Genomic DNA, 11,181 nt, shown 5'->3' with positions numbered 1-11,181 from the left:
GTCTACACCGCCAGCCGAGCCGAGCCATCGAGGCTGAGCGCCAGCGACCGAGCCGACGCCTTCTTCGCCGAAGTCAGGGCCCAGGGCCGGATCCCCACGCAGCAATTCGAGTTCCACGACGTGCTCGCCACGCCCGACCTCGCCACGCCGCTGTGCGTGCCCGAGGGCAGCCCGCTGATCCTCCGCCGGCTGCTCAGGCTGGTCGACGGCCGCCCTGTCGCCTTGCAGGACAGCTACTACCCCGGTGACATCGCCGATCGCTGCCAACTGCGCGTCACGGAGAACATCCCGGAGGGCACCATCGCCCGCATGCTCGCCCACGGCGTGGAAGAGATCGCCTGGCTGCACGACAACCGATCACGCAATCCAACGCCCGACGAGGCCAACGTTCTTCAACTCGGCGACGGCGTCTCCCTGATGATCAACCTGAACCTGGTCGGGGCCCGGATCCACGATCCCGACGACCCCGAGCGGATCGAGCGCCGCCTCGTGCGGCTGACCCGGACCCTGTTCGACGGCTCCTCCACCAACCTGCGCTACGAGCTCGGCAAGCTGGAGGAGATCTACGACGCCTTCCCCCAACTACGGGAATACCTTCCGTGACCAAGCCGACCACACATCCCGCGGTGGGACCGACCACGACTCCGAGGCAGCTCATCGCCCGTCTCGCCGCCGACGAGCACCTGGCCCTCATCCTGAGCTGGCGCGAGCAGGCCAGCCGATGGTTAGCCAGCCGCGGCATCGACCAATGGCAGCGGCCCTGGCCCGACCAGGACACGATGAACGCCCGGATCCTGGCCGGCATCCGGGCCGGCACCACCTGGATGGTCTACCCCTCGTGGACCGACGCCGCACCGATCGCCACCGTCACCCTCGACTACGACGCCGACCCGCAGCTGTGGCTGCCGGAAGAGGCCGCTGAACCGGCCTTGTACCTACGACGCCTGATGACCAGCGACGACGCGCGATGCCGTGGGCTGGGACCCCGCATCCTCGACTGGGCCGCCGAACGCGCACGCGACGCCGGCGACCGGTGGCTGCGCCTGGACGCCTACAGCACCAACACCGCGCTGCACGCCAAGTACATCGAGTGGGGCTTCACGCACCTGCGCACAGTCGAGGACATCGACAACCCGAGCGGCGCCGTGTTCCAGCGGCCGACCTAACACCAGAAGCAGGCAGCCGAAACGCCGCCGGCCTCAGCGCACCACCGGCAGCTGATCCCAGCGCGTGGTGTAGGCCGGAGACAGCCGCTCCTGACGCATCGCCCACACCGGTCGTTGACGAAACCCCGCCCGCCCAACGCCAATCGCGTCCCGGCCGAAGCGCGCGGTGATCGCGTCGACCGCCGCGGCGACCGCGTCGTCGGCGGCTGGGCTCGCCCACAGCGCCTGCTGGCCGGGTTCGGCGACGAGGTCCAGCGCCATCACGCCGACCCGGCGAAAGGTGTGTCCCGGGCGCCACAACGCGCGCGCGAGCCGAGCGGCCGCGCGGGCCAGCGGGACGACGGCGTTGGTCGGCGCGAGCAGCGTCTGCGTGGCCTGGACGCTGAGGGCCGGCCCGGCGTAGAACCCACCGCCGGTGGACAACCACACGCACACCGTGTTGGTCGCCCGACCGTAGCGCCGCAGGCGGGCGGCGACGCGCTGCGCGAAGGCGCACGCCACATCGGCCACCTCGTCCTGGCGGGCGACGGGCCGGCCGAGCATCCGGCAGTGCATCAACTGGCGCCGCGGCGAAGGCTCCTGCTCGACCGGCAGACACGGAGTGCCCGCCAGCTCCCGCACCGTGCGCTCAACCACGACGGTGAACGCCCGCCGCACCCAGCCGGGGTCGAGACGGGCGAGCTGACCGGCGGAGGTGACCTCGTGCCCGGCCAGCCGCGCGGTCAGCCTGCTGCCGATCCCCCAGACCTCGCCGACCGGCAGCTCGTCCAACACCTGCCAGACGCTCTTCGGGCTGGCCGCGGTGAGGTCGTGCACGCCTTCGCGTCGGTCCTTGGCGATCTTCGTGGCGACCTTGGCCAGGGTCTTGGTGCTGGCGATCCCGATCGACACCGGCAACCCGAGCCACTGTCCGATCTGCTCTCGCAGCCGCCAGGCGATGGCGCCGGCGCGGTCCGCCGGCAGGCGGAGGAACTGCTCGTCGATCGAGTACGGGTGGATGAACGGCGTGTGCCGCTCGGTCACCGCCAGCATCCTGGCTGAGAAGTCCCCGTACAACGCGAAGTTCGAGGAGAGCGCGACCACGCTGCGGTAGCGCGGGTTGTTCTTGAGCTGGAACCACGGCTGCCCCATCGCCACGCCCAGCGCCTTGGCCTCGCGGGATCGGGCGACCGCGCAACCGTCGTTGTTTGACAGCACCACCACCGGAACTGAGCGCAGGTCGGGCCGGAACACCCGCTCGACGGAGGCGTACATGCTGTCCACGTCCACCAGGGCGTACACCTCAGCCGGCATGCGCGCCGCCGGGAAGCACGTGGTGGATCACCGTGGTGACCACGCCCCACACGGTGATCCCCTCCTCGGGGATCGGGATCGGCTCGAAGTCGGGGTTGGCCGGCTCCAGCCGCGGTGGATCGGTGCGCAGCGTCTTGCACGTGAACTCGTTGTCGAGCACCGCCACGATGATGCTGCCGTCGCCGGCCCGCAGGCTGCGATCGACGATGATCTCGTCGCCGTCGTGGATGCCCACGCCCTCCATGGACCTGCCGGAGATCCGCATGATGAAGGTGGCCGCGGGGTTGCGTATCAGGTGCGCGTCCAGGTCGATGGGACCGTCGTAGTAGTCCTCCGCCGGCGAGGGAAAACCCGCCGGCACCACCGGCGGTCCCTCCATCGTGATCGAACGCAGCACCAACACCCCGACATTAGAACACACGTTCGATGCCGTGTGGACGGTGTGCACATGCTGTGACCAGCGCTTTCGACATGTGACGGGCACCCATGTCTGCGCCGCGACGGTCTCGCCGGGTGCGCTTACGAAGTGGCGCCGTCCGGTTCGGCCTGCTGTGCCGTGAACGAGTGCCCGGTGTCGCGACCAAGAATGGATCAAGCAGCCCAGGCATGACCTGTGCGGCCACCGCGACGGTGGCGTCCAGGCTGGCCAGGCCGGAGCGGTGCTGCAACAGGGTCTGTTCCAGGGACAGGTCCGTGACGACGCTGCACAGCACCGCCGTGGTCTGCTACCGCAGCGATCCGCACCGGCGGCGCCGTCGTGTATCAAGCCGGCGTGTTGGTGGGCGAGTCGGCCTTGGCATCCGCGTGGCCGCCGGGCCGAATCTCGTATAGGCCAGGTTCGATCAAGATGGAGTCGCGTCGGATCTGGTCCTCCCAGCCTGGTGGCCAGCGCGTTGCGTGTGACCAGCGCACGCCGTCCAGCGGGATGCCGTGGAGGTCTGCCTCAGTTAGATCGGCACCAGCCATGCTGGTGAGGGCCTCATCGATGCGGTCGACGGCGTTAACCACCGCTTGGCCAAGCGAAAGGCCGCTGATGCTGCTGAGAGCTCGGTCAAGATCACCAGCGCGGGCATCGGCGAGGTCGAGAACGATCACGAGGGCACGGACGAAGTCGAGGGCGATGGCGCCGTCGAGTTCGAGGGCGCGTGCGAGGGCCTCGTAATCCGGCGGGACAACGCCGGGGATGAGCTGGCTGAGGCTAACTATGCCGAGACCGACATGTTCGCGGGCGCCGGCGAAGTCGCTGGCGAGGTCGAGGGCACGGGCGAGGGCGTGGTCAATGAGGCGCGCCTTGTGGTGGGTGAGGTCGCGAGCGCTGGCGACGTCGCTGGCGCCGACCGCGACACTGGCGAGACAGTGGTTGAGGTCCCCGGCGAAGTTACCGACGACGTCGTAGGAAAAACCGACGCCGAGCTCGAGCTCGAGGTCGAGGTTGCGTACACGGGCGCGTGCGAGGTCGAGGTTGAGGTCAATGCCGAGGTCGCCGGCGGCGTCAGACGCGCGAATGAGGTCGCGGTTGAGGGCGCGGGCGGCGGCGCGGCAGAGGTGAAGTGCGAGGTCGAACTCTCCGGCTTGGGCGAGGTCGAAGGTGTGACCGGCTTCTTGGGCGTGGGTTCGGGCGTCGGCGAGGGCTCCGATGAGGTCGAGGGCGCGGGTCGCCTGATGCGCTGAGGATCGGAGAGCGCGCAGTTCGCGGAGTGGAAACCAAGCGCGTGCGGCGAGTCGCTCGTGGGGTGGACGCGCGGCGATAGCGTTGGCGAACCCGCTGAGACCGCTGGCGGTCTCAGAGCGATCGGCATGCATGGTGGCGGGTACGGGTCCGCCGATGATGTGGCTGAGCCCGGCGTCCAGATCGACCACGCCGTCCAGTGCGTGGACAAGCTTGTCGCCCAGGCCAGGAAGCTGGGCATCAGAGAGTCCGGCGTCGATGTCGAGGATGCCGTCCAGGCCAGCGTTCAGCGAGGCCATCGCGGTTGTGAGCCAGCGGTCGAGGACATGGTCGGGTTGGGTCTGGTGGTCCTCACTCATCGGTTGCCCTCCTTCCTGGACAGCCAGGCACTGAGCGCTATGCGGGCCAAATGCAGGTGCTGGCGCACCGTGCCGGCATTGAGGCCCAGCTCGTCGGCGATCTCCGCTGGGGTGTAGTCGAACAGGGTCCAGGCCATGACCTGGCGTTGCCGCCGGGGTAGCTGAGCGAGGGCCTGGATGATGTCCTCGCGTAGCTCCCAGCGGTCGAGGTCGATGGCCCGCAGCAACGGGTTCGGCTCGGGAGCCTGGCAGACCGGGGTCTCCCGCTCGCCGAGCTTGTGGCGGATCAGGGCGCGGCTGGCGACACGGTAGACCCAGGCGCGGGGGTGGTCGATTGCGTGCCAGCGCTTGTACGCGGCGGCCATGGTGTCCTGGGCGATGTCGGCGGCGTCGACGATCCGGGCGCCTTGGACGGCGAGGAACACGATCAGGGGCCGGGTGGTCGCGCGGTAGAAGATCGCGAACTCCTGGTCGCGTTGGCTGCCGGGGTGCCGGTCTCCGGCGGCTGATTGCGCTGCGGAGGCTGCGGTCTGGGGCTGATCGGGTTCATTCATGGCAGTCCGACGGGGAGGTGGGCGCGGGGGTGATCCGCAACCGTAACTGGCTGCCATCGTCGCGGATGTCGTGGATGTCGACCACGCTGGCGCTGGGCACGTCGGCGGTGAGCGCACGCAGGGTGTCCTGCCGACGTTGGTCGCGCCGGGCCTGCCAGCGCAATCGCGCAAGCAGCCCCATCAACGCCATCACCGGCGGACCGAGAAGGCATACCGCCGTCAGGATTTGTGTCATCGCGGCCTCATCCGGATCTGGTTCGTAGGGTTGTCGAAGTTGAGAGGCCTGTGGCCGCCACGTCGTCAAACCCGGTCTCCGGATGTCACTCGTTTGGAGTAGCGAGGCGGTGTTCGTGGGACGCTCAGGTCAAGTGCTCGTCGCGGCCAGGTTCGCCGGTCGGAGGTCCAGTTGCGGCGGCCGGCACGGTCCAGAACGCGATCGCGCCGGCTGGGCAGTTATTTGAACGGGCGCAGATACATGCGCGGTAGCGGTGGCGACGCGGCGTCGGCGCCGGCGCCGGGCGATTTGGCGGGCTGGGTGTCCACTTGGGAAAGTCGGGCCGCTGCGGTCGAGATCGGGCCGCCAGCGGCAGCGTCTACGCCGTACCGAGGCGTCGGGCGTAGAGGCGCGCCACGCGACAGGCGCTGCTTCGCTACGGGGCCTTCGTGCTGCGGGCGGCTTTCGACGACCGCCGGCTCACTGGAACCTCCCGACCCAGCCGCTTCGACCGAACCACCTGATCCTGGTCGTGGTCCCGCCCGGCCTGCAGACTGAGCGTGCTGAACGCCGCGGGATCCTCGCCGGCGCGCTCGGCGTAGCGCTTGATCAGCAGATACACCGCTTGACCCGTCATGGCCTTGGTGCCGATGTCGCCGTTGCGATGCACCCGCGGGAACAGCGCTAGCCCGGGCGCCGGCGCGGACGTGTCGAGGCCCGGTTGATCACAGCAGTGGTACGCGTCCAGTCGCAGCTCCGTCACATCGTCGATCGCGCTCACATAGTCCCGCAGGCCGTCGACGCCGGAGGAGGCGTGCACGTCCAGCAACTTGACCCACGCCACATACGCGCATACCGGACACACCAGAGCGCTCCGGGTCCTTGGCAGCGCCACGGCATCGTCGAGCGCGCCCCCGGGCACGAGCAGCAGGACCGGAGCGCCGGCGCCGTCTTGGTCGAGCAGAACGTCGTCGACGGTGAGGCCTGGCAGTTCGCTGCGGCTGAGCCGGCCCGCGTAGCCGAGCAGCAGCAATGCCTTGTCGCGGCGACGGGTCACCGTGTCGCCGCCCGCCGTCGCCGGCCGGCCGGCGATCGCCCCCGGCCAACCCGGACCGGGCCGGCCCGCGAGCATGTCCTTGATGACGTCGAGTCCGGCTGGCCGGTGATCACGCCGGTGATCGTTAGCGCGGAACGCGCGGATCGCCTTCATCGTGTCCTTGACGAGCGGATCCCGCGCGGCGGAAGGAAGACCGTGCGCCTCATGCACCTTGGTGATCGCGACGAGCCGCCGTTCCATCACCGACAGGGAGTACCGCCAGGTCTTGTCACTGGATGCGGCCGGCTCCGGCCGCAGGAGCGCGTTGGCCACCAGGAACGCCGCGAAGTCGAGGGGCGCGGCCGGCAGCGGCGTTCGGGCCCGCAGCGTGCACCACGCCGTCCACGTGCCCCAGTCGGCGCGGTAGGCCCGCAGCGTGTTGTCCGGCACGGCGCCGTCGGCGTGGATCGCCACGGCCTGCACCTGCTCGTCGGCGGTTGCTCGGGCGCGGCTGACCGCGGCCTCGTCGGGCCAGCCCTTGTCGTCGGCCACGGCCAGGTGGGAACGCAGTGCTTGCGGCAACTGCTGGACCAGGTCGGCGTCGAGGTCGGGCTGCGAGGAGGGAAGATCCACGCGCCTATCCTCCGTCCTGGCCCACTCCGCCGTGCATGCGCCCAGCTCGACGCGGCCTGTCCGGCCATGGTGCGGGGCTCGACCTCGCCGCGAGCGGAGACGCATACGCCCGGTTGTTCTGCGGGTCCTCGAGGATACGGTGCGGGGCAGCCGGCGGCCGCGCGTCGGCCAGCGGCGAGTCATGGGGCCGGTGGTCTCGAGTCCGGCCCAGGCCTCGACGGCTCGAGCAGCTCCTCGAGCACGCTCAAGTCCTCGGTCTCCTCGTCCAGCGGCACGAGTTCGTACGTCGCGTCCAGAAACTTGCGGGCGGCGCGGGCGTCGAGGTTGAACACGGCGACGCCGTTCGGCGAGCGCAGCTCGAGCAGCAGCGTGTTGTCCTGGGCGGGCCGGATCCGGACGTCGGCGAGGCCCGCCGCTGCCAACTGGTCGTCGATCAGCAGCCCGTTGACCAGCAGGTCGTGCGCCAACATGCCGTCGACCAGCAGGTCGCGGGCGAACCGCCACCTGACCCAACCGTCGGGCACGCGGAAGTGCACGGTGATGGCGTGCTGGTCGTCGGTGCGGTAGCTCCAGCGGGTCTGCACGAGCTGGCGCTGGTTGTGGCCGTACAGCAGCTGCACGGCTTGGTTGCTGACGATGGTCTGGACCGTCACGGTGATCACCACCTGTTCGGGTTGGAGACGGCGGCCCGGGCACGGGCAAGCCACTGCACTTCTGCCGTCCACGGGTCGACGGCGCTGGCCAGCGCCGCGTCGCGCTCCGGTGAGGAGCTCTCGGTGCCGACGCCGAGCAGGTAGCAGGCCGTGGGCCTGTCGATGGCCTCGCTCCAGGCGGGCGAGCCGACTCGGCTGCGCACGACGTGTTCCAAGGACTGGAGGACCTGCGGGGCGGTCAGCATCACCAGTTGGCGCTGTGGCGGGCCGCCGGTGGCCTGGGCTTCGACGCCGACCCGGGCGAGCTGAGCGACCGCCAGGCGGAGCAGCGTCTCAGCGTGTTCGCGCCGAGCGAGCCAGGCGTCGAACCGCGTGAGGTCCGTGACCTGGTGCCACTCGGAGAAGGTCAGGTCCCGGACGCCGGCCTCGGTGCTGACGGTGGTGGTGCCGGACTCGCGGTCCCAGGCGATGCTGGAGCCCGCGGGCAGGCCTGCGGCGTTGTCTTCCGCTGGGCTGTCGTGGACAAACTGCGCGAACAGTTCCAGCAGTTCCGTGGCCCTGTGGACGCCGTAGACGTCGACGAGGCCGGCGTGCACCCACATCCAGGTGCGGTCGCGATGGGCGGTCGGAGCGGCCGCGGAGTCGGCGACCGGCGGGCCGCTGCTGTCGGTGTGCATGAGGAACTCCCTGTCAGGGATAGGAAAAGTTGAGCGCCGAGCGCTCCGCTCATGTCCCCGTCGGCGACGGGGCCATGAGGCTGGGCGAGGTGCTCGCCACCGCGGCGGTGTCCTCGGTCAAGCCGCACGGAGCTGCGGGTGCCGTCGTGTGTTCGATGACCACGCCGGCCTGGTGCGCGTTGCGGAGGAGGCGGGTGGTGCCGTTCCCGGTGGCCATCTGCAGCAGGTCCAGCCGGTGCCGCGTATCGCTCGTGCTGCGGTCGAGCCTGATGACCGGTGTACCGGCGGGAACCTCGTACATCGGCACATCCGGCAGCTCGTCGAACGCGTGCGGGGTGGCGTAGCAGAAGTCGCTACACGTTCCGGCCGGAGTGTGCTGCACGCCGACGACCACCGCGTTGCCGCGCACGTCGACCAGGATCAGCCGCACGACGAGCGCGGTCAGGGAGATGCCGGCGGGGCCGCGACGGAACGTGCGCTGGGGAACGGTCAGAATGTCGGGAAGTTGCCCGCGTCGTGCGGTGAGGGCGTCGAGCGCCGATCCGGAACCGCCGGTGATCCAGAACTTCAGGTAGAAGCCCCACACGTTGCCGTAGGACTTGCAACTCCAGTCGCGGGGCAGGCCCACGGCGCGCTCGATCGACCCGAGCATCGGGATGTCGATGCTGAGCTCGCCGTCATAGCGGACCGGGATCTCGCGGTGGTCGGCGAGGTCACCGATGTACCCGCCGATCATGATCGAACCGTCGGCTCGGGGGTCCACGTCGAACGGGCCCATCTCGAATCGGACGTCCCCGTCGTGCAAGGTGACGATCACTTTCTTGCTGGAGGTCGCCAGGCGGTTGGGTTCGGGCATTTCCTTACCTCTCAACGGAGTTCGGATCGTCGTGTGTGGACGGTCCGGGCACGGTAGAAGGGCCGGGGCGACCACGCCGGCGGGCGGCGCGAAGGGAGCGGACGCGGCTGTCCAGGAGCACCGCCGACAGGAGCGCCGCCCACCAGCACGGCGTCGGGACGTTCGCCAGCAACGCGTGAAGCTGGTCGTGCCACATCACCAGGGCGCAGCCGATGGCGACGAAGACCGCCGGCTCCAGCAGAAACCAGATCTCGCGTAGCGAGAGCGTGGATCGCGTGGGCTGGGCCATCGGAGTCCCCTGTTCGTCGGGTGTGCCGCCTCGGGTTGATACTTACGATAATGTCGTCTTATCATAAGTATGTCAACCGGGAAGTTCACACGGACCGCGAGGTGAAGATGAGCCCGGAACAAGCCACGAACCACAACGACAGCGCCACCAGCACGGCGCCGGTCCCCCCGGGCCCGCGGACGGAAGACGTGCTCCGGCGCGTCGTCGCGCTGCTGCGGAACCCGACACCGCAGACCTGGGAAGACGCCCACGACATCGTCCTGGACGCCGACCGTGACCTGACGCTGTGGCAGGCGTTGCAAGACCTGGACGACACCTGTCCGCGGGCCAAGGCCGGCGACGGGGCCGACGGCTGGAGCGGATACGTCCCCCTGCCCTTGGTCACCACGATGGCGATCGAGCAGGCCATGGCCGGCCCGACCGACGAGTCCACGACGGTCGCCGCTCCCACCACCGCCAACGAGACCTACGACCCGAAGACCCTCGTGCTGTCCCTGGTTTCCACCCTGGCTCACACCAACGAAGCCGTGGCCGACCTGATCGACAAGCAGGCCCGGGCCGAGGCAACCGAGAAGAAGCTGGTCGGCGGCATCCGCGACTGCGCCGGACGCCTCAACGCGGCCCGCGCCGCACTGGCCGACGCCACCTACCGCAACGAGAGGCAATCCGAGGTCGGCGCGGTGGTTGTCCCCACCGTCCTGGCGCTGCGCTCGCTGCTGCGCCACATCGCATGCGCCTACGCAGACCCGTTCGACACCGAGCGCGACCACAGCGACTGCCAGCAGACCCCCGTCAGCCAGGTCGCCCTCGCCCTCTACTCCCTGTGCGACACCGTCCAGTTCGAGGGCCCGGCGGTCACCCAGGACATCCAGGACTGCCTCTGGGAGTTGCACCGGGGATTTCGCGCCGAAAGCGAGCGCTGGACGCCGCCGGCCACTGCCGGCCGCGCGCACACCTGATCCCCGAAAGGCGGCACATCCTCATGTACGAGCTGCGCAACCGGGCGGCACCCGCTGCTCATTCCCAGCGCGCTGACGTGCGCTACCGCATCCACCGGCCCGACGAGGCCATCGCCGAACTCCGCGCGGCACTGCTCGACCTCGACATGGCCACACCGGCCCCGCGACCCGGCCATCCCCTGCCGTCGAGGGCCGGCGACGTCGAGACCATCCCGCTGGCGGTCTTCGACCTCCGGGAGGGCAGCGCCGTCAGCGCGCAGCAATGCCACGCGGCCCTGGAGAACTACTACCGCGCGATGGCCGCACAGCGGTCGCACCCCATGGCCTTCGACGAGGACCTGGTGCCGTTCCTTCGCGCCTGCGCCCGCGCGGACGGCTTCGAGGTCTGGTGACCGCCCGGCTCCGGAACCGCCACGACGGCACCGGAGCCCACGAGAGGAGAGAACCGATGTCACGACGCTACGAGTTCGACACCGCTGACTGTCCCCTGGAGATCGTCCCGCCCGGAGCCGACCTGGGCGAGGACGACCTGGCGCCAGGTATCTACGGCCTGGTGATCGGCGATCCCTGGGCGTCCGCATTCGTCGTCGAAGGCACGCCGCCGGACCTGCGGAGGTTCGTCCAACGGATCGGCGACGCCGTTCAACGCGACCTGCCGGCCTGAACACGTTCGGTCTCGGGCCGGCAGCACCATCGCCGCCGGGCCGAGACCGAACGTGAAGCCACGCCGCGAGCACCGCCAGATCAGGTAGTTCTCCCGCAGCACGGCGCCCGCCGCCTGCGGGCCGGCTGTGTAGTCGAGAAGAACCCGCTGAGGCTGTCG

Annotated in this window: 15 protein-coding genes; 5 read left to right on the top strand and 10 right to left on the bottom strand. The window is 69.7% G+C overall.

What is annotated here, in order from left to right; translation table 11 throughout:
* On the top strand, positions 1-603 hold a 603-nt coding region (locus tag BCF44_RS46635), incomplete at its 5' end, for a UTRA domain-containing protein (RefSeq protein ID WP_116180996.1).
* On the top strand, positions 600-1,166 hold the full coding sequence (locus tag BCF44_RS46630; protein WP_211353554.1) for a GNAT family N-acetyltransferase: 567 nt from the start codon (positions 600-602) through the stop codon (positions 1,164-1,166). The genes BCF44_RS46635 and BCF44_RS46630, both read left to right, overlap by 4 nt.
* A 33-nt stretch (positions 1,167-1,199) precedes the next feature.
* Here the strand turns inward: BCF44_RS46630 and BCF44_RS46625 are convergent, their stop codons facing one another.
* From BCF44_RS46625 to BCF44_RS46580, 10 genes are all read right to left on the bottom strand, one after another.
* Positions 1,200-2,459, bottom strand: coding sequence for a Y-family DNA polymerase (locus BCF44_RS46625; protein ID WP_116180995.1), 1,260 nt, complete (start codon positions 2,457-2,459; stop codon positions 1,200-1,202).
* Positions 2,449-2,856, bottom strand: a complete 408-nt coding sequence (locus BCF44_RS46620) for a LexA family protein (protein ID WP_246016207.1) — start codon at positions 2,854-2,856, stop codon at positions 2,449-2,451. The genes BCF44_RS46625 and BCF44_RS46620 overlap by 11 nt, the downstream gene beginning before the upstream one ends.
* A 365-nt stretch (positions 2,857-3,221) precedes the next feature.
* Positions 3,222-4,487 carry a hypothetical protein gene (locus tag BCF44_RS54975; RefSeq protein WP_147328927.1) on the bottom strand — a complete coding sequence of 422 codons (1,266 nt, stop codon included), beginning with the start codon at positions 4,485-4,487 and terminating at the stop codon, positions 3,222-3,224.
* The gene (locus BCF44_RS46605) at positions 4,484-5,041 is read right to left on the bottom strand and encodes an RNA polymerase sigma factor (protein WP_116180992.1); all 558 of its coding nucleotides are present in this window, start codon (positions 5,039-5,041) and stop codon (positions 4,484-4,486) included. The genes BCF44_RS54975 and BCF44_RS46605 overlap by 4 nt, the downstream gene beginning before the upstream one ends.
* Positions 5,034-5,276, bottom strand: coding sequence for a hypothetical protein (locus BCF44_RS46600; RefSeq protein ID WP_116180991.1), 243 nt, complete (start codon positions 5,274-5,276; stop codon positions 5,034-5,036). The genes BCF44_RS46605 and BCF44_RS46600 overlap by 8 nt, the downstream gene beginning before the upstream one ends.
* A 415-nt stretch (positions 5,277-5,691) precedes the next feature.
* The gene (locus BCF44_RS46595) at positions 5,692-6,924 is read right to left on the bottom strand and encodes a site-specific integrase (RefSeq protein WP_116180990.1); all 1,233 of its coding nucleotides are present in this window, start codon (positions 6,922-6,924) and stop codon (positions 5,692-5,694) included.
* A gap of 179 nt (positions 6,925-7,103) precedes the next feature.
* Positions 7,104-7,577, bottom strand: coding sequence for an SsgA family sporulation/cell division regulator (locus BCF44_RS46590; protein ID WP_170218130.1), 474 nt, complete (start codon positions 7,575-7,577; stop codon positions 7,104-7,106).
* A 5-nt stretch (positions 7,578-7,582) separates the two neighbouring features.
* Positions 7,583-8,254 (bottom strand): hypothetical protein, encoded by a 672-nt coding sequence (locus BCF44_RS56170; protein WP_170218129.1) that lies wholly within the window; start codon positions 8,252-8,254, stop codon positions 7,583-7,585.
* A gap of 49 nt (positions 8,255-8,303) precedes the next feature.
* Positions 8,304-9,110 (bottom strand): hypothetical protein, encoded by an 807-nt coding sequence (locus BCF44_RS46585; protein ID WP_116180988.1) that lies wholly within the window; start codon positions 9,108-9,110, stop codon positions 8,304-8,306.
* Positions 9,111-9,114: 4 nt separating this feature from the next.
* The gene (locus tag BCF44_RS46580; RefSeq protein WP_116180987.1) at positions 9,115-9,399 is read right to left on the bottom strand and encodes a hypothetical protein; all 285 of its coding nucleotides are present in this window, start codon (positions 9,397-9,399) and stop codon (positions 9,115-9,117) included.
* A gap of 107 nt (positions 9,400-9,506) precedes the next feature.
* Here BCF44_RS46580 and BCF44_RS46575 point away from each other — a divergent pair, with 107 nt between their 5' ends.
* From BCF44_RS46575 to BCF44_RS46565, 3 genes are read left to right on the top strand one after another with little or no spacing between them, the layout of a single operon-like run.
* Positions 9,507-10,358, top strand: coding sequence for a hypothetical protein (locus BCF44_RS46575; protein WP_147328926.1), 852 nt, complete (start codon positions 9,507-9,509; stop codon positions 10,356-10,358).
* 23 nt (positions 10,359-10,381) lie between these two features.
* A complete protein-coding gene (locus tag BCF44_RS46570; RefSeq protein WP_147328925.1) occupies positions 10,382-10,750 on the top strand; it encodes a hypothetical protein in 369 nt (122 codons plus the stop codon).
* Positions 10,751-10,806: 56 nt separating this feature from the next.
* Positions 10,807-11,022, top strand: a complete 216-nt coding sequence (locus BCF44_RS46565) for a hypothetical protein (RefSeq protein ID WP_116180984.1) — start codon at positions 10,807-10,809, stop codon at positions 11,020-11,022.
* The last annotated feature ends 159 nt before the right edge of the window (positions 11,023-11,181 follow it).

The organism is Kutzneria buriramensis (assembly GCF_003387475.1).
Classification (GTDB): Bacteria; Actinomycetota; Actinomycetes; order Mycobacteriales; family Pseudonocardiaceae; genus Kutzneria; species Kutzneria buriramensis.
This window is presented reverse-complemented; position numbering and strand designations above follow the sequence as displayed.

Excerpts from the sequence above, each read along its gene's own strand:
- BCF44_RS46585 (WP_116180988.1), bottom strand. The coding sequence starts at position 9,110 with ATGCCCGAACCCAACCGCCTGGCGACCTCCAGCAAGAAAGTGATCGTC.
- BCF44_RS46575 (WP_147328926.1), top strand. The coding sequence starts at position 9,507 with ATGAGCCCGGAACAAGCCACGAACCACAACGACAGCGCCACCAGCACG.
- BCF44_RS54975 (WP_147328927.1), bottom strand. The coding sequence starts at position 4,487 with ATGAGTGAGGACCACCAGACCCAACCCGACCATGTCCTCGACCGCTGG.
- BCF44_RS46605 (WP_116180992.1), bottom strand. The coding sequence starts at position 5,041 with ATGAATGAACCCGATCAGCCCCAGACCGCAGCCTCCGCAGCGCAATCA.
- BCF44_RS46625 (WP_116180995.1), bottom strand. The coding sequence starts at position 2,459 with ATGCCGGCTGAGGTGTACGCCCTGGTGGACGTGGACAGCATGTACGCC.
- BCF44_RS56170 (WP_170218129.1), bottom strand. The coding sequence starts at position 8,254 with ATGCACACCGACAGCAGCGGCCCGCCGGTCGCCGACTCCGCGGCCGCT.
- BCF44_RS46580 (WP_116180987.1), bottom strand. The coding sequence starts at position 9,399 with ATGGCCCAGCCCACGCGATCCACGCTCTCGCTACGCGAGATCTGGTTT.
- BCF44_RS46565 (WP_116180984.1), top strand. The coding sequence starts at position 10,807 with ATGTCACGACGCTACGAGTTCGACACCGCTGACTGTCCCCTGGAGATC.
- BCF44_RS46570 (WP_147328925.1), top strand. The coding sequence starts at position 10,382 with ATGTACGAGCTGCGCAACCGGGCGGCACCCGCTGCTCATTCCCAGCGC.
- BCF44_RS46600 (WP_116180991.1), bottom strand. The coding sequence starts at position 5,276 with ATGACACAAATCCTGACGGCGGTATGCCTTCTCGGTCCGCCGGTGATG.